Origin of the sequence: Blautia sp. AF19-13LB (assembly GCF_003479105.1) — a bacterium.
Classification (GTDB): domain Bacteria; phylum Bacillota; class Clostridia; order Lachnospirales; family Lachnospiraceae; genus Fusicatenibacter; species Fusicatenibacter saccharivorans.
The window spans coordinates 115,956-133,127 of sequence record NZ_QUGO01000008.1; the positions used below are offsets into that span (position 1 = coordinate 115,956).

Annotated in this window: 23 protein-coding genes, 1 tRNA gene and 2 riboswitches; of the genes, 15 read left to right on the plus strand and 9 right to left on the minus strand. The window is 44.1% G+C overall.

The features are described 5' to 3' along the window. Nucleotides 1-4: 4 nt before the first annotated feature. The 7 genes from DWX32_RS10140 to DWX32_RS10170 form a co-directional block, all read right to left on the minus strand. On the minus strand, nt 5-1,483 hold the full coding sequence (locus DWX32_RS10140; protein ID WP_118659969.1) for an alanine/glycine:cation symporter family protein: 1,479 nt from the start codon (nt 1,481-1,483) through the stop codon (nt 5-7). Between the two features lie 185 nt (nt 1,484-1,668). After that, nucleotides 1,669-1,843, minus strand: a riboswitch (Lysine riboswitch). Nucleotides 1,844-1,947: 104 nt separating this feature from the next. Further along, nucleotides 1,948-2,073, minus strand: coding sequence for a maltose acetyltransferase domain-containing protein (locus tag DWX32_RS20460; protein WP_118659920.1), 126 nt, complete (start codon nt 2,071-2,073; stop codon nt 1,948-1,950). Nucleotides 2,074-2,116: 43 nt separating this feature from the next. Beyond that, nucleotides 2,117-2,527, minus strand: a complete 411-nt coding sequence (locus DWX32_RS10150) for a peptide deformylase (RefSeq protein WP_118659922.1) — start codon at nt 2,525-2,527, stop codon at nt 2,117-2,119. Between the two features lie 41 nt (nt 2,528-2,568). Further along, nucleotides 2,569-2,985, minus strand: a complete 417-nt coding sequence (locus DWX32_RS19870; RefSeq protein WP_199669407.1) for a hypothetical protein — start codon at nt 2,983-2,985, stop codon at nt 2,569-2,571. 72 nt (nt 2,986-3,057) lie between these two features. After that, a complete protein-coding gene (locus DWX32_RS10160) occupies nt 3,058-3,663 on the minus strand; it encodes a class I SAM-dependent methyltransferase (protein WP_022461823.1) in 606 nt (201 codons plus the stop codon). After that, nucleotides 3,650-4,201 carry a hypothetical protein gene (locus DWX32_RS10165; RefSeq protein WP_118659924.1) on the minus strand — a complete coding sequence of 184 codons (552 nt, stop codon included), beginning with the start codon at nt 4,199-4,201 and terminating at the stop codon, nt 3,650-3,652. Before DWX32_RS10165 ends, DWX32_RS10160 begins: the two co-directional genes overlap by 14 nt. Then, nucleotides 4,198-4,767, minus strand: a complete 570-nt coding sequence (locus DWX32_RS10170) for a GNAT family N-acetyltransferase (RefSeq protein WP_117510517.1) — start codon at nt 4,765-4,767, stop codon at nt 4,198-4,200. The genes DWX32_RS10165 and DWX32_RS10170 overlap by 4 nt, the downstream gene beginning before the upstream one ends. 195 nt (nt 4,768-4,962) lie before the next feature. Here DWX32_RS10170 and DWX32_RS10175 point away from each other — a divergent pair, with 195 nt between their 5' ends. Further along, the gene (locus DWX32_RS10175; RefSeq protein WP_118659926.1) at nt 4,963-5,799 is read left to right on the plus strand and encodes an AIM24 family protein; all 837 of its coding nucleotides are present in this window, start codon (nt 4,963-4,965) and stop codon (nt 5,797-5,799) included. 164 nt (nt 5,800-5,963) lie between these two features. After that, nucleotides 5,964-7,295: an MATE family efflux transporter gene (locus DWX32_RS10180; RefSeq protein WP_243037581.1), complete on the plus strand. Its 1,332-nt coding sequence runs from the start codon at nt 5,964-5,966 to the stop codon at nt 7,293-7,295. A 300-nt stretch (nt 7,296-7,595) separates the two neighbouring features. Here DWX32_RS10180 and DWX32_RS10185 read toward each other — a convergent pair whose 3' ends face one another. Continuing rightward, nucleotides 7,596-8,594 (minus strand): DUF3878 family protein, encoded by a 999-nt coding sequence (locus tag DWX32_RS10185; protein ID WP_118659930.1) that lies wholly within the window; start codon nt 8,592-8,594, stop codon nt 7,596-7,598. 174 nt (nt 8,595-8,768) lie between these two features. Further along, complete coding sequence (locus DWX32_RS10190; protein ID WP_117805130.1) at nt 8,769-8,909, minus strand: response regulator; 141 nt, start codon at nt 8,907-8,909, stop codon at nt 8,769-8,771. An 18-nt stretch (nt 8,910-8,927) separates the two neighbouring features. Next, a riboswitch (cyclic di-GMP riboswitch) is annotated at nt 8,928-9,003 on the minus strand. A 109-nt stretch (nt 9,004-9,112) separates the two neighbouring features. Here DWX32_RS10190 and DWX32_RS19625 point away from each other — a divergent pair. From DWX32_RS19625 to DWX32_RS10255, 13 genes are all read left to right on the plus strand, one after another. Then, entirely contained in the window at nt 9,113-9,256 is a 144-nt protein-coding gene (locus DWX32_RS19625; protein WP_158565922.1) for a hypothetical protein, read from the plus strand. Nucleotides 9,257-9,630: 374 nt separating this feature from the next. Beyond that, nucleotides 9,631-9,704, plus strand: a tRNA-Arg gene (locus DWX32_RS10195). A 326-nt stretch (nt 9,705-10,030) separates the two neighbouring features. Further along, a complete protein-coding gene (locus DWX32_RS10205; RefSeq protein WP_071143508.1) occupies nt 10,031-10,996 on the plus strand; it encodes a ParB/RepB/Spo0J family partition protein in 966 nt (321 codons plus the stop codon). Between the two features lie 14 nt (nt 10,997-11,010). Beyond that, entirely contained in the window at nt 11,011-11,796 is a 786-nt protein-coding gene (locus tag DWX32_RS10210; protein WP_117805133.1) for a ParA family protein, read from the plus strand. Beyond that, a complete protein-coding gene (locus DWX32_RS10215; protein WP_117805131.1) occupies nt 11,786-12,694 on the plus strand; it encodes a ParB/RepB/Spo0J family partition protein in 909 nt (302 codons plus the stop codon). The genes DWX32_RS10210 and DWX32_RS10215 overlap by 11 nt, the downstream gene beginning before the upstream one ends. A 78-nt stretch (nt 12,695-12,772) precedes the next feature. Next, nucleotides 12,773-13,771: a DUF6017 domain-containing protein gene (locus tag DWX32_RS10220; protein ID WP_117805132.1), complete on the plus strand. Its 999-nt coding sequence runs from the start codon at nt 12,773-12,775 to the stop codon at nt 13,769-13,771. A gap of 9 nt (nt 13,772-13,780) precedes the next feature. Continuing rightward, entirely contained in the window at nt 13,781-14,077 is a 297-nt protein-coding gene (locus DWX32_RS10225; protein WP_015514766.1) for a hypothetical protein, read from the plus strand. Nucleotides 14,078-14,090: 13 nt separating this feature from the next. Beyond that, on the plus strand, nt 14,091-14,489 hold the full coding sequence (locus DWX32_RS10230) for a hypothetical protein (protein WP_199608701.1): 399 nt from the start codon (nt 14,091-14,093) through the stop codon (nt 14,487-14,489). Between the two features lie 66 nt (nt 14,490-14,555). After that, entirely contained in the window at nt 14,556-14,804 is a 249-nt protein-coding gene (locus tag DWX32_RS10235; RefSeq protein ID WP_005921256.1) for a DUF3781 domain-containing protein, read from the plus strand. Nucleotides 14,805-14,848: 44 nt separating this feature from the next. Next, entirely contained in the window at nt 14,849-15,169 is a 321-nt protein-coding gene (locus DWX32_RS10240; RefSeq protein WP_004612401.1) for a TfoX/Sxy family protein, read from the plus strand. A gap of 53 nt (nt 15,170-15,222) precedes the next feature. Next, on the plus strand, nt 15,223-15,825 hold the full coding sequence (locus DWX32_RS10245; RefSeq protein ID WP_005337276.1) for an alpha/beta hydrolase: 603 nt from the start codon (nt 15,223-15,225) through the stop codon (nt 15,823-15,825). A 47-nt stretch (nt 15,826-15,872) separates the two neighbouring features. Further along, nucleotides 15,873-16,391, plus strand: coding sequence for a ClbS/DfsB family four-helix bundle protein (locus DWX32_RS10250; RefSeq protein WP_118601726.1), 519 nt, complete (start codon nt 15,873-15,875; stop codon nt 16,389-16,391). A gap of 120 nt (nt 16,392-16,511) precedes the next feature. Further along, nucleotides 16,512-16,847, plus strand: coding sequence for a DUF3784 domain-containing protein (locus DWX32_RS10255; RefSeq protein ID WP_055267398.1), 336 nt, complete (start codon nt 16,512-16,514; stop codon nt 16,845-16,847). The last annotated feature ends 325 nt before the right edge of the window (nt 16,848-17,172 follow it).

The following is a 17,172-nucleotide window of genomic DNA, read 5'->3' on the forward strand; positions in this document are numbered from 1 at the left end:
TTTTTTATTTCGTTTTCTCTTCGTAGAACAGGCAGGCGTTCTTGTCTACCGTGCCCTGGCCGAAGTTTCTTGCTTTGTAGTCTTTCAGCAGTTTGAAATACTGGTTCGAGAGAATCAGGATCACTGCTACGTTGACGAAGGTCGGGATCGCAGATGTGATATCAACGACAGTCCAGATAAAGCCCTGGTTGTTTGTCTTTACCAGATAGATCGTCCACAGTACGCCCGGCAGAGCGCGGATTGCGTAGAAGATTTTCATGACGATATCTTTCATCTTGCCTTCTTTTTTATACAGATGCTCCAGAATTGCCAGATAGTAGGTGAACCATCCGCCGGAAGTCGTTACAGTGAAAATGACCATGATGACTGCCAGAAGGATGCTTCCAAATTTGCCGAATCCGCTTGCAAATGCACTTAAAGCAAGTGTTCCGCCGTTCGTTCCGTCGGTCCAGTTTCCGCTTAAGATAACGGAAAGTGCGGTGATCGTACAGATAACCATGGTATCAAAGAATACCTCGAAAGATCCCCACAGACCCTGCTCTACCGGATGCGGTGTTTTTGCGGAAGCATGGATCATTGGAGAAGTACCCCATCCAGCCTCATTGGAGTATACGGAACGCGCCATACCCACACGGATAATCTCGCTGACTGCGCAGCCGGCAAAACCGCCGATCGCTGCTGTTCCGGTAAATGCGTTTGTTACGATGGCTGCAAATACGCCAGGAACGCGGTTGATGTTGATGATGATCATGCCAATTCCCATCAAGATATAAAGAACGCTCATAAATGGAACGAGCTTGCTGAACAGACTTGCGATTTTCTTCGTACCGCCGCTTGTAACGACATAGGTCAGAATGCAGAGCAGAACGCCCATCACGATAACGCCTTCTACTTTGAAGCTTCCAAGATTGATATTCTCAATACCGAACGCACCGGCTACGACCTGAGATGCGGTCAGGTTGGAAGAGGTTACGAAGAAGGTGGAGAAAATACCGATGCCGAAGATGAGCGCCGGGATCAGCCACAGCTTGCCCCAGTGGCGCTCCTCGCCAAGTCCGCACTCCATGTAGTAAGTCGGACCGCCGTAGTACTCACCTTTTTCGTTGGTGTGACGGTAGTAGCAGCCGAGGGTAACCTCAACCTGTTTTAATATCATACCAAGCAGAGACGAAAGCCACATCCACATAATGGCTCCCGGGCCGCCTGCTGCAACTGCAGTTGCAACACCGGCGATATTACCGAATCCTACGGTACCGCCGATAGCGGTCGAAATCGCCTCAAACGAGGAAAGCATACCCTTTCCTTCACTTGCTTTGTCTTCTTTCTGGAACAGTTTTCCGCCGGTTCTCTTCATAATCCAGCCAAAGTGACGGAACTGGAAAAATCCAGAACGAACGGTAAAGTACAGACCGGTCAGAATCATCAGCGCGATCAGCGGCACGCCCCAAAGGACACCGTCCAGCCAGTTAAGAAATGCTATCATGTCAAAATCCTCCCTTTTTTCTTTTCCGGCAACAGTTTTCTTCAGACGTATCCTGTAACACCCGTTTCGTCTTTCGTTCTCCAACCAAACAGATTTCCACCCCTGGAACCTTTTGTCACGGTTCCAACTGCAGTACAATAAAAAGAGCAGCGGTCTTCACCACTGCTCCATTAAATCTACGTTCATGAAGCAATAGCTCCTCCACCAGTACGGTGAGAGTGCACAGCCTGTTCGACTGTACCCCAACGCAGACAGTTTTTCGGGAACTGCCCCGTTTCGGCGAATGCTCCTTTCCCTGCCCGTCCCAGACCCCGTTGTCTCAGGACAGCTACTCTTAGCCTTCGCGCCTCTATTGCCGAATATGTATATTGACAGGTATTATCATATGTTTCTTTTCGCTACTTGTCAATCGTTTTTTCGACATTATTTTACAAAAATTTTATATTTTCGAAATTTGTCCTGATTTATTTGACTTTCTTGTCTCCCTCTGACGGCTTCAGCTGGTTGAACTTCCACAGACGCTCTATATAGCCGGACTGCTCTTTGGCCAGCTCTTCCACATTCGGGTTGTAAATGATTCCTTTTACCATTCATTCTCTGTCTGTCATACTGTCCTCCTGTCTGCTGTAGGATCTAAATAAGTATCCCTTCCAGATGATCCATCTCATGCTGGCAGATCTGGGCCGGCCAGCCGGTGAATTTCTGGCGTTGTTTTTTCCAGTTCCAGTCGTAGTATTCGATTTCGATGTTCTGGTACCGCTTTGTTTTCCGCACGCCTGGCAGGGAAAGGCAGCCTTCTTCTGTTTCGTAGGGGCCGCTTTTGCGGACGATCACCGGGTTGAACATGATGATGTCGCGGAATCCGGCGTTTACGATGATGATGCGTTTTTTCACGCCGATCATATTTGCCGCCATGCCGACGCATGCCTCGCGGTTTGCTGCCAGTGTGTCCTGCAGATCTCTTCCCATCTGCAGATCTTCCTCTGTCGCCGGGATGGATTTCTGTCCGAGGAAGAGAACGTCTCTCATAATTGGTTTTACCATTTGTGTTTCCTTTCTCTTTCGGCCTTAAAGGCCGAAATCGTTTAATTTTCTATTTGAATCCGCATATCGCACGATGTGCATCCGATCACGGTTTTTCCGCCTTCCTGCTCCAGTCGTTCTACTGTTCCGCCGCAGAACGGGCAGATCCAGTCGATCTGTTTTCCGGCTTTGACAACCTGCATCATGTTGACGAATTTTGTCGTATCTACATTTTTCGAATCACAGTTCTGCGTCCAATCACCGGAGAGTGCTTTTCGCAATTCGCCGTTTTCATTCAGAATGACGGTGTCGCCCTCCTCGATGTTCCGGTCATACAGCATCTGATCCTCCTGGCGGATGCGCGATTCTGTTCCGTTTTCATCTTTCAAAACAACAACTGCCATGACAGGCTCGTCGGCACCGCGCTCCTCACAGCCGAAATCAAGGTCTTCCTCAATTCGCATTACCTGATATTTCATAAAAACACCCTTTCTTCAAATATAATTCATGCTTTTTTGTATTCCACACGGTTTTTTCTGTTACAAAACTTTTTATTCCTGAATCGTAAAAATCACAACCCGCTCCCGGCTGTCCCCGCCCGGAAACAGATCCATACAGTCGATCTCATCGAGAAATTCCAGTTCCGGCACCGTCATCAGATACGAGATATAAGCATCCGACGGGTAATAGAAAAACAGCTGGATCTCCCGCGGATTTTCGTAGTACGATTCCAGCAGTCTTGCCATCGCTTTTCTTAAGATTTCAAGCGAAAACGGGTTAAAAAAATACACCCGGTCCACTTCCACAGGAACGGGAAAATTTTCGGCGCTCTCCAGCACAAACTCCGTCCGCGCACCAGAGGCCGCCGCCTTTTTGTTTTCCATTGCCTTCGCATAAATCCGGTCATCATACTCCACACCGATGGACTGGCACCGGGTCTGCGCCGATAAGAAGAAATCTACGCGGCCCTTTCCGCATCCGTAATCGAGCAGCGTATTTCCCTTTCGGATCATCCCCGTGTTTGCCATCCGCTCCAGCACGCAGTACGGGGTCGGCTCATACGGATACCGGTACAGATCCGACCGGCTGTCATCCCGCCCCATTGTGTGGATCTGAAGCAGCTTGTCCCAGCGGTTTTCGTTTTTATCCTCTCTCATCGCCCGTCTCCCGATACTGTTCGAATAATTCCAGATACTCCTGTTCCACCGCAGCAAACGGCCGCACCGTGTAGTCCAGCGTGATGTGAAGCTTCGGTGCATCCCCCTCCTGCGGTTCCTCCAGCAGATTTGTCAGATCGTACCACAGCAGATCATTGTCGATCTGTTTCATCATCCGCTGCTCCTCCGCCGTCAGATCACTGCCAAGATATTTCTCATAAATCACCGAAAGCAGATGGTCCTCGATCTCGCGGTACCGCGGCATTTCCTGTTTTAATGGCCGCGGCACGTCCGACATGTAACACTCGCTCGCGTCATGCAGAAGGCACGCCAGCACCAGCCGCCGGGAATAGCCGCGCGCGGCCGCCTCTTTCGCACAGCAGATGCAGTGCTCTCCCACTGACCAGAACGTCGTCACATGGCCGTTTCCGCGGCAGATCATCGGCAGCGCATGCGCAAAATCCTCCACACAGAGCAGTTCCGGGGCGGGATGCACAGGGTCAAAATGTTTTCTTGTATACGTTGTTATTGTGCTCATTCTTTTATCTCACTATATGATTTTACTGCCGGCTGTCCCGCGTGCGGCTCGCCGATGATTTTTTCCATCCAGACCATATCATACCAGCGGTCGAATTTGTAGCCGCAGTTGTGGAAGGTTCCCACGAGTTCGAATCCGAGATGCGCATGGAACTCGGCGCTGTTTTTCGTCAGATATTCATCCTCGACCTGCGGATAGCCGATGCAGGCGTAGAGGTTCAGAATGCCCATTTTTTTCAGGCGGTCCGCCAGCTCTTCATACAGTCTCCGGCCAAGGCCTCCTTTTCTTGCATTGTGATCGAGATAAATGGTCAGCTCGCTCGACCAGTCGTATGCGGCGCGGCCGACAAAGGCATGTGCGTATGCATAACCTTCGATTTTTCCATCCTGCTCGATGACGAGGTATGGATATTTTTTCATGATATCACGCATGCGGTTCTCAAATTCTTCCAGAGACGGCACGTCCCACTCGAAAGAAATAACGGTGTATTCTACATAGTAAGCATAAATCTCCAGAATGCGTGCGGCATCCTCTATTTTTGCATCTCTGACAGTAATTGTACTCATAATAAACTCCTCCTCTGACCGTACTGCTTGCGTTTTCTGAACTTTATCTTATCACTCCGCTGAAAAATGGACAACATGATTTCCAGATTTCCTTTTTTTCTAAATTTTTCTGTGCTCTTTGCTTTCTTTCCTGTATAATAAAAGAAACAAGACGGATCACTATTTTTCTTCTTAATGAAAGAAAGGAACGTGCCTATGAAAATTTTAAATCTCGAAAACGAAAACCGGAAATTCACCAAATCCATCGAAAATTTCCACGTCATGGAATATCTCCAGGATTCCAGCGTCTCGCCGATGACTGCCATGGAGGAGTATTACATGAGCAAAATGAATGTGCGCCGCCGCCAGGTTGTCATTGAACTGGACAAGGAGCACTCCGCGATTATCCAGTCCGGTGCGATGCAGTGGATGGGCGGCCATGTACAGGCGACCGCCGGAATCAAAGGGATCGGCGACCTGTTCGGAAAGGCCATCAAAGGCGCCATGACAAAGGAATCTGCCGTAAAACCGGAGTACGTCGGCGACGGATATCTCGTGCTGGAACCGACCTACAAATACATCATTCTTGTGGATGTCGAGAAATGGGGCTCCTCCGGAATGACGATTGAGGACGGCATGTTCCTCGCCTGCGACGGCAGAGTCAAAACCAAACTGACCGCCCGCAAGAGCATTTCCTCCGCTGTCCTCGGCGGCGAAGGCTTCTTCAATCTGAGCCTCGTCGGCAGAGGCGCCGTTGCCCTCGAAAGCAACGTACCTGAGGACGAACTGATCGAAGTCGAACTCGAAAACGACGAACTGAAAATCGATGGAAACCTCGCCGTCTGCTGGTCCTCCAACCTTGATTTCACCGTAGAGCGCTCCACCAAAACCCTCGTCGGCTCCGCCGTCAGCGGTGAAGGCCTCGTCAACGTCTACCGCGGAACCGGCCGCGTCCTCATGAGCCCGGTCGCCCCGACAGATTCCCTGCTGACTGCAACCAACACGACCCAGGCGAACCCCGCTGTGAAGAACAACCTTCCGCCGGAAAATTAAATTCGAATCCTCTCCGCCCCTATGCCTAATACGCATAGAAAAAAGTCAAATTAAACCTCGTTTTTGATTGACACTTTCTTCAAAGCATGTTAGCGTAAAATACGCACTTATCTTTACATTCTTAAGAAAAACCATACGATAAAATACATGTTCTGGAGAAAATGATGAATAGAATAAACTGGACTGAACTGAAACCGCAGATTCAGCAGGTCGGGCGATTAAGTCTGCCTGCGATTCTTACACAGATTACTACGATTGCGATGCAATACATTGATTCCGCGATGGTCGGCGCGCTTGGGGCGAATGCTTCGGCGGCGATCGGGCTGGTTTCGTCGACGACGTGGCTCCTCAGCGGTGCGATTTATGCGGTTTCAGCCGGTTTTTCTGTTCAGGTAGCGCATCAGATCGGGGGAAATCATGACAAGAAGGCAAGGGATGTTGTGCGGCATGGCATCGCGTCCGCGCTTGTTGTGTCGGCTGTTTTGTGCCTGATCGGGCTTCTGATCAGTCATCCGCTGCCGGGGTGGCTCGGCGGTGCGCAGGAGATCCGGCGGAATGCCACGCTCTATTTTATGATGTTTGCCATCATGCTTCCGTTTTCCCAGCTCAACTCGCTGATGTCGTCCTTCCTGCAGTGCAGCGGTGATATGGTGACGCCCAGTATTTTAAATGCCGTCATGTGCGTGCTCGATATCATTTTCAATGCTCTTTTGATTCCGGTTTTCGGTGTCATGGGTGCCGGTATGGGAACGATGCTGGCCTGCGCCGTCATCAGCCTCACGGGTGCCTGGTTCTGTTGTGTCCGCAATCCGCGGCTGCGTCTCCGCCGGAAGGAAAAAACGGTTTTTGATACGAAAATTCTGAAAACTGCATTCAAAATCGGTGTGCCGGTTGCCGTACAGGAAATCGCGATGAACAGCGCCATGGTTGCTGCCACCATGCTGATTGCCCCGCTCGGCTCCATTGCGATTGCGGCCAATTCGTTCGCCGTCACCGCCGAAGGCCTCTGCTACATGCCAGGCTACGGCATCGGTTCCGCCGCGACAACGCTCGTCGGCAGAAGCTACGGCGCCGGAAATTACAAGCTGGCGAAACGCTACGGAAATATCTGCATTGCCATGGGCGCAGTCCTGATGGCCATCACTGGAGGTCTGATGATGATCTTCTGTCCGTTCGTCTTTAGCATTCTGACTCCTGACCCGCAGGTTCGCTCGTTTGCCGCCGAGGTACTCCGCATCGAACTGCTCGCCGAGCCGTTTTTCGGCGCTTCCATCGTTGCCGCCGGAGCCCTCCGCGGAACAGGCGATACGTTTGTGCCAAGCCTTCTGAACCTTGGCAGCATCTGGGTCATCCGCCTCGGTCTCGCGGTGCTTCTCATCACCCCGCTCGGCCTGCGCGGCATGTGGATCGCCATGGCTATCGAGCTCTGCATCCGCGGATTGCTGCTGCTCTACCGCCAGCATACATCGAAATATTATAAACTGCCCGCAGCCTGACTTGGCGGCAGCGTATAGAAAAAGCGCTTATTTGAGATTTCATTCCCGCCTCAAATAAGCGCTTTCTATTTTACCTTATCCCTTGTTTCAATTCACAGTCGGTATTTTCACGGAGTCTGACATGTCGAAAATAGTTCGACTGTGACTTGCCTCATGTCTGTGGAGGATACCGATTTCTCTCCGCCCGCCACTGCCGTTATGTTTCTTTTAACAATTCATCCCACCACTTTAGAAGCGGGGGACTTCTTGTCTACTGGTATTAAAACTGAATCACTTCCGGCTCATCCGTAAAGGAGCTGATCATTGCCGTTGCGTTCTGGAAATTTTAAACGTCTCAACCTCCACAACCCGCTCTTTCCCTCTCGTTCCCCAGATCATCAGATGGACCTTATATTCCACCGAATCCCGTGCATAAAAGAATGGCTCCTCGCGCAGCAATGATGCGCGTTTTCCTTCGGCTTCCAGTATCTTTTTCCGTTTCATTGCCTGCTCCTGGATTTTTCGGATCTGGGTTCCTTCTTCGCCGGTGAAGCGTCGTTTCGGATAATTCTGTGCTTCGCGGGCCAGTTTTTTTTCCAGTAAATCCACGACTTTCGCGTGGCGGCTCGTATGCAGCAGTTTTGCGATCTGTTTTGCGAGGAGTTTTCCCTGCCATTTTTCATAAAGTGCAAGATACCACAGCAGCACTTTATCGCCTGCCTCCGATGCCAGTTTTTTCATCTCCGTAATTGCCTCTTCCGTCGCTTCCCACCACGGGCATGACGGTACGAGATACTGATCCGGCACGGCCGGGTAGCAGCAGAAATTGAGCGGCGGGAAATTGGCCAGCGATGCCAGACGCATTTCTTCATCGGTGCAGAACGCCTCGCCGAGGTATTCCAGCTTGTCCCGCAGGATCGCAATACGGAACTCAATCTGCCGCAGATACTCGTATCCGTCCACCCAGAAATGACCCGTTTTTCCGTAATCAAACAGATGCACTTCCAGTGAAAGGCGGCTGAAAAACAGCGTGCACACCGTCTCTTTCTGCCGCACGATCAGAACGTACTGCTCCCCGTCTTTTTCCAGTGCGGCATCTATTTCTCCCTCGTATTCCTTCTGATACGTTCCCGTCAGCTCCGCGTCATGAAAAACGAGAAAGCTCTCTGCCGCATCGTTCATCAGATAGACAAGCCAGATCTCCTTTTCTCCTCCCCCGTACCGCTCACCCGGAAGCAGCAGCTCGAACTGCCCCTGCGAAAGAAGCACATCCAGCCTTTCCAGTTCCTCGGTCCATGTGATATTTTCTGCAATTTCCATTCCGTGATTCTCCCCTGTTTTCTTTTACTTCCTATGATACACCATAAAAAGGCTCCACTGCAATCCAAAGCAGTAGAGCCCCTTCTCCAAATTTTTCTGTTATTAATCCGTCCCGTTATCCGGCGCATGCCGTCCGCACTTTCTCGTCCAGCGTCGTCTGAATCTCTTTTAAATTCACCGGTTTCGAAATATGCCCGCGTCCGCGCACCGCTTGCGGTCCGTTGCAAAGGTATTTGCTGTCATCGCAAAAATCGGAACATCATTGTCCTCACGCACACTGTTTCGAATTTTTTTCGTCGCCTCGATGCCATCCATCACCGAAATGTTCCATATTTACGCAGCTGGCTGCCATTTTACAGGCCCTGTAGCTTTGCGTCACAGCCTTTCGACTGCTTTGCCGAGATTCTTTTTTTATTTTAATTCATTGCTGTAAGACTCTCTTCTCCTTTCCCATCGGAATATGATATAATGACCTCTGGATTTTGGCAGATTACTGTTTTTAACATTGGAGGTGTACGATGAAATACAGACTCATAACAGAAAACGATTTAGAATATGTTGTCGAAAAAAATAATGAATACTACAACAATGTCGAAGGCTGCTGGACCTATGAAAAAGCCTATAAGAGAATTTATCAGGTACTCACAATGGAAAATTCCTGAAGTAAACTGCGGAATCGCAAGTATGTGTTTCGTCTTGAAAAAGCAGCAAAAATATAGTATAATATTTTTGTTTCTGACCTGGCTGAAACATTTATAATTCTTGTTTCTGTAGCTCAGCAGGATAGAGCGTCCCCCTCCTAAGAGAAAGCCGAGGCATTCCCCAAAGGGAAAAAATGAAAAACAACTTTCAGTTCGAATCTATTCTGAAAAATGCCAAAGGTGACAACAAAGCATTCCCCAATTTGGGGAACGTTCTAATGTTACCAAAGTAAAAAAATCTGTAGATTGACAACTCGAAAAAGAGTTGATAATCTTATATATGGCCGAAGGGAAAAATCCCAGAAACCCAGTAAAATCAAGGGTTTGCGGCATGTGTCGTCATAGCTCAGCTGGATAGAGCACTCGCCTCCTAAGCGAGGGGTCGGAGGTTCAAATCCTCTTGGCGACGGGCTTCAAAGCGTTCGAAAATGTTAGCTGGATTAGCTGACAGCGAACGCTTTTCTTATTTTCTAATCACGTTCGTGGCATGAAATTCCATTCAAAATGATCCATTTCCAGCTAACACAATCCGATTTTTGTTAGCTGACAGCTAATCAAAATCACCGGTTTGCAAACATGGTTTTTCAAGAGTCCAGCTAACATTTGGGTTCCGCTCTGTTGTCACCCCTTATTTGGGGATGTAAATCAGAGAAAAGGCAGGAAAAGAAACAATCTCTCCGAAACCTGCAAACATAAATTAGCTGAAACAGTATTCAATTCTATTAGCTACAGCTAATAGTCAAACGGCAATGTCTGTTTGGAACTTTTCTTACAACAAAAGTTCCAGGCAGGCATTTTTTATTTCCTGAATCCTGGAGGAAAGGAGTCAAGATGACTGATGCAAACAGACAATCAGGAGAAAAAGAAGAAAGAATCATAGAAATTGAGATTGAACGTCTCCGCCCTTTTAAGGAGCATCCGTTTCAGGTGAAAGATGATAAGGAAATGTTTCTTCTGCAGGAAAGCATTGAGAAATATGGAATCTTAAATCCGCTGATCGTCAGACCGGTACCGGATGGCTACTATGAAATCATATCCGGTCACAGAAGAAAACATGCTGCAGAGAAACTTGGATACCGTAAAGTACCGGTGATCATCCGGGTATTAAGTGAAGATGATTCCATCTTAAGCATGGTGGATTCGAATCTTCATAGAGAACGGATCAGCTACAGTGAAAAGGCTTTTGCTTACAAATTAAAGAATGACGTATTGAAAAGAAAAAGTGGTCGAAAAAAGAGCCAAGTTGACCACAAAAAAACAAGAAAACGTTCGATAGATATTATCAGTGAGGATTGTGGTGATAGCCCAAAACAAGTGCAGCGTTATATTTCACTGACAAAGCTGATACCAGAAATGTTGCAGAAGCTGGATGATGAAATTATTTCTTTTTGCCCGGCTGTGGAAATAGCAGCACTGAAAGAAAATGAACAAAGAGAACTGCTTAAAGCAATGGATTATGCACAGGCGATTCCGTCACTCTCACAGGCTCAGCGGATAAAGCAGCTGAGTAAAGAAAAACAGTTATCGCTGGAAAAGATGGAAGAAATCATGTGTGAAGTTAAAAAGGGTGAGATCACAAGAGTGGCATTCACAAACGAGCAGTTACACAAGTATTTTCCAAATTCCTATACACCGGCAATGATGAAACGGGAAATACTGGCACTGCTGAAATTATGGAAAAAAGAATCATGGGAAAGTTAAAGGAGGAAGAAATCATGTGTAAAGTTATATCCGTAGTAAACCAGAAAGGTGGAGTCGGCAAGACCACCACAACCGTAAATGTAGGTATTGGACTGGCAAGAGAAGGTAAAAAAGTACTGTTGATTGATGCAGATCCGCAGGGGAGTTTAACAGCAAGTCTTGGATATGAAGAACCGGATGATCTTCGAATTACACTGGCAACAATGATGATGGATGTTATCAATGAAGAAGATATTAATCTGGAAGATGGTATCTTACATCATCAGGAAAATGTAGATCTGCTTCCAGCAAATATTGAGCTTTCCGCACTGGAAGTAACGATGGGAAATGTTATGAGCAGAGAAATGATCATGAAAGAATATATCGATGCGATAAGATCCCGATACGATTATATCCTGATCGACTGTATGCCAAGTCTTGGTATGATGACAATCAATGCACTGGTTTCTTCCGATTCCGTGCTGATACCTGTACAGGCCGCATATCTGCCTGTTAAAGGACTTCAACAGCTGATTAAGACCATTCTTACAGTAAAGAAAAGATTGAATCGGAAACTGGCGATTGAGGGCATTCTCCTGACTATGGTAGATTTCAGAACCAATTACGCAAGGGACATTGCATCAAGAGTACATACAACCTACGGAAGTCAGATTGAGGTATTTGAAAATGTGATCCCGATGTCTGTAAAAGCTGCTGAGACCAGTGCGGAAGGAAAAAGTATCTACATGCACTGCCCGAAGGGAAAAGTTGCTGAGGCATATATGAATTTAACACAGGAGGTTTTGAAGAATGAAAAATAGAAGTGGTGAAAAGATTAAGCTGGCAAGTATTGATGAACTGCTCGGTGTGGTAAATGAAGAATCTGCAATGGAGATAGAGATCAGTAAGATCCATCCGTTTAAGAATCATCCATTCAAGGTGTTGGATGATGAAAAGATGCAGGATCTGGTAGAGAGCGTAAAGATCAATGGAGTGTTGACACCGGTACTTCTCCGTATGGATGAAAACGAAGATTACGAAATGGTATCCGGTCACAGAAGAATGCATGCAGCACAGCTTGCAGGACTCACAACTATTCCGGCAATCGTAAGAGAATTATCAGATGATGATGCCATTGTGACGATGGTGGACGCTAACATTCAGCGAGAGGAACTGTTACCGAGTGAGAAAGCCTTTGCCTACAAGATGAAACTTGATGCAATGAAAAGACAGGGAATCAGAACAGATTTAACTTGTGTACAAAATGAACACAAGTCAGGTAAAAAGTCACGAGAATTATTGGGTGAGCAAGTTGGAATAAGCAGTGTGCAGGTGACTCGTTATATCCGACTGACAGAGCTTATTCCGGAACTTCTTGATCTGGTAGATAACAAAAAGCTTCAGTTCACGGTTGCTGTAGATATCTCTTACATCGATAAGGAAGTACAGGGATGGATTTACGAATATATCTGCGACACAGGATTTATCAAACCAAAACAGATTGCAGCACTTAGAAATCAGCTGAATGATGGACCAATCAATCAGATCCAGATGTTATCGATTTTCAATAATTGTGTAATGGCAAAGAAAGTATCCCGGTCTCTTACTTTCTCAGAAAAGAAACTGACAAAGTATTTTCCGGATGATTATACAGCCAAAGATATGGAACAGATAATTGAATCATTATTAGAAAAATGGATGCAGGAACAGTCCTGTTAAGGATAGAAAAAGCTAAGAAAACAAAGTCAAAGAAGTTTAAAAAGAGGACTTCTTAGCAGAAAACGAAAGGAGGAAATTATGGAGAAAAAAATGACATTTAATTATTTTTACGGTACCGAAGCTGATCAGTTCAGCTTCTACCGCATACCAAAAGCATTATTTACAGACAGCTACTTTAAAGATTTATCAAGCGATGCCAAAATTTTATATGGACTGATGTTGGATCGAATGTCTCTTTCCATCAAGAATCAGTGGTTTGACGACAAAAACAGAGCATATATCTACTTTTCCATCGAAGATATCATGGAATTACTGAACTGTGGCAGAAATAAAGCCATCAAATCCATGAGAGAACTGGATGACGAAACAGGAATTGGTCTGATTGAGAAACGTAGACAGGGATTTGGAAAGGTGAATGTTATCTACGTAAAAACCTTTATGCCTGAGAAAACAGATGAGAAAAAATTTGGAGAGGAATTAGAGAAGTTTAAAAAACAAACTTCTGTGGAAAATGAAGAGACTGCAGAAGTTTACAATTTAAACTTCATGAAGTCCCAAAATCAAACTTCTAGAAGTCCCGAAAACAAACTTCAAGAAGTTTACATTTCAAACCCTAATAATACTAATCTTAGTGATACTGAAATGAATGATAATAAATCTAATCATATCATATCTGTGGATGAGAAAAGATGTGATAGCGATAATCGCTCTGAGGATTATCAGGCTTATGAAAACCTTGTCAAGGAGACCATTGATTATGAATCACTGGAAATAACCCATCATGACGATATGCGACAGGTAGATGAAGTCGTGAACCTGATCGTAGAAACTGTGATGTGTAAAAATGACAAGATCTTGATTGCCAGCAACTGGTATCCGGCATCTCTGGTGAAGAAAAAATTTCTGATGCTGACCTATTCACATATCGAGTATGTCTTACACTGTATGCGTGGTAACACCACAAAGGTGAAGAACATCAAGAAATATTTATTAGCAGCCCTGTTTAATGCACCGTCTACGATGAATGGGTATTATCAGGCAGAAGTGAACCATGATATGCCAGGACTGGTAAGATAGGAGGTGCACATGTTTATTTTAAAACTTGCTGGGAAGATATTATTACTGCCGGTATGGCTGATACTTTTTGTGATCGGCCTGGCAGTGAAGATGACAGTACAGACTTATGCGGTTGTCAGAGGAATCCTTGGATTTATATTCACTTTGTTGATTATAGCGACTGCATACTGTTACCATGATTGGGTACAGGTTGCATTCCTGTTTTCGCTGAGTGTAATTCTGTATCTGATCCTGTTTGCAGGAGTGTTTGTAGACACTGTACTGGATATGACAAGAGAAAGTATTATTGATTTTATTTTATCGTGAGGAGGATATGAAAATGAGCGAAAACAATGATTTTATTCAGTTACCACCGATCAAAAAAGACACACCTTCCGAAGTGGTCTCAATGATTTGGCAATATTTGAAATTACCCGAGGAATCCAGAAAAAGGGTGAAAGCAGAGTTGATTAATGTACATGAGAACTGTGGGAAAGAAGATTTTCAGATTCCTAATTTCTATGACATCGTTTCAAAAGAGGAAATCGCAGAATTTGAGGGCATCATGCGTAAGATCATAACAGGAATTATTTCTGAGGCCAGTGGTATAGCCACCTGGGTGTATGTGCAGAAATATGAGAAACACAAAACTCTGGATGAAATGCTGCAAGAATGGCAAGGCGCAGGCCAGTTTATTATTGTCATGGATACCTGGTTCGAAAAATTGATGGCGGAATAATATGATACTGTGATAGAATGAAGAAAACGATTTGATGTGCAAATCGGTAGTTGAGGAAAAGAAAGAATGGAAGATAAAAAGATATTGCTTGATAATATTGATAAAATTCATACAACCGAAATGGGAATTGATAGAATTAAAAGAAACCTAAAAATAGATACAGCAGATGTTGTTGAGTATTGCAAAAATAAGGTATTAGATAAAAATTGCAATATATACAAACAGGGTAAAAATTGGTATTGCGAGGTTGAAAATATCAAAATTACTATCAATTCATATAGCTATACAATCATTACAGCACATATTGTTAAGTAATTTCAAGTTTTTGAAACTGAGAAATATGAATTTGAGGTGGAAATATGGCATCAAGCAAGGAATACTTAGAGTTTATTTTAGGGCAGCTATCTGAGTTAGAAGAAATTACTTATCGAGCTATGATGGGAGAATTTATTATTTATTATCGTGGCAAGATTGTAGGCGGTATCTATGATGATAGATTACTTGTTAAACCAGTAAAATCAGCAATTAGTTATATGCCGACAGCTCCGTATGAATTACCCTATGAGGGAGCAAAAGAGATGTTGTTGGTAGATGAAGTTGATAATAGGGAATTTTTGACAGGCTTGTTTCATGCAATGTATGATGAACTGCCAGCCCCAAAACCGAAAAAGAAGAAATAAACAACTCCCAGTTTGTATAACAGGAAAATTTGAATTTGTGGAGGATAACTATTGTGGATAAAGCAGTTATTTATATACATGGAAAAGGTGGTAATGCTGAAGAAGCTATTCATTACAAACCGCTCTTTAGTAATTGTGATGTGATTGGTCTCGACTATACTGCACAGTTTCCATGGGAAGCAAAAGAAGAATTTCCATTACTTTTTAATTCAATTTATAGAAACTACAAGACGGTTGAAGTAATTGCCAATAGCATTGGAGCGTATTTTGCTATCAATGCCTTATCAAATCAGCAAATAGAGAAAGCATATTTTATTTCGCCCGTTGTAGATATGGAAAGGCTTATTGCTGATATGATGATTTGGGCAAATGTTACAGAGGATGAACTCAAAGAGAAAAAAGAAATTCAGACAACCTTTGGAGAGACTCTTTCATGGGATTATCTTTGCTATGCAAGAGAAAATCCTATTATATGGGAAATCCCAACGCACATTTTGTATGGTGAAAAAGATAATCTTACCGCTTATGGAACGATATTTGAATTTGTACAGAGGACTAATTCAACACTTTCTATTATGAAAAATGGAGAGCATTGGTTTCATACGGATGAACAAATGAAATTTCTTGATGAATGGATAATAAAATCTTCCAAATAAATTCCTGTTTTTGAAACTGGAAAATCGGAAGCTGAGGAGATAGACTATTGAGAACATATGAGAATAAAGACGAGCTTAAAAACGAGATAAATAAAAGCTTTGCAAAATATATTTCAGAATTTAATGATATTCCGGAGCATTTAAAAGATAAGAGAATTGATGAGATCGATCGAACTCCGGCAGAAAATCTTGCTTATCAGGTTGGCTGGACAACTCTTGTTATTAAATGGGAATCAGACGAAAGAACGGGTATTCCTGTTAAAACTCCTTCGGATAATTTTAAGTGGAATCAGCTTGGCGAATTATATCAATGGTTCACAGATACATATGCTCAGCTGTCACTGCAAGAATTGAAAGACAGATTGAATGAGAATATCAACTCTATTTATGCAATGATTGATTCTCTGAGTGAGGAAGAATTATTTAAACCACATATGAGAAAATGGGCTGACGAAGCAACTAAAACAGCTGTCTGGGAAGTATACAAATTCATACATGTTAATACAGTTGCTCCGTTCGGAACCTTTAGAACCAAGATTAGAAAATGGAAAAAGATTGCACTATAACTTCAAGTTTACAGAACTGAATCAAAAGAGCTCGAAGGAGCTCTTTTTCCTTTTTTATAATAGTATCATTATGGTATAATAGAGACATTAAAATCGGAATTTGAAGCGGAGGTATGTATTATGAATATAGGATTTTGGTCGTGTATAATTTTGGTAATACCATTTCTGATTATAGGTGTGTTATTTGCGATTTTTAAGGAAAAAGCAACAAAATTTGTTTCGGGATTTAATTCATTTTCTAAAGAAGAACAGGCATTGTATGATAAAGCTTATATCTCTCGTGATATAAGAAATCAGTGCTTTATGTGGGCTATTATAATGTTGGCAGGAGCATTATTATCCTGCTTTTTAACCCCATATATAGCTATACCAACCTATATTATTTGGTTAGTTCTGTTTTTTAGAGAAGTCCACTTTGATAATCATAAAGCGTTTGAAAAATATTTATTAAAGTAAATTCTAGTTTGTTGAACTGAATCCGAAAAGCATTAGGGCGCAGAGGAGATAGAATCCTTTGCGTAAAAGACTAACGAACATATTTAATGAAACATCGGAACCATCTTCTTTTTGTTGTTTACCTATAATAACGATTGGAGTAGTCGATTATAAACACTGCAATAAAAAAATCTGAAAATATATTTATCAACATTACATAAAAGTGTGTAGATGCACATAAAATGGGAATACATATTGAAATTCAGGTCGTTCTGTGATGGAATCTCATTACTAAAAAGTGTGCAGATGCACGGAAATGGGGAGTATAACAATGGAGATTAAAAGA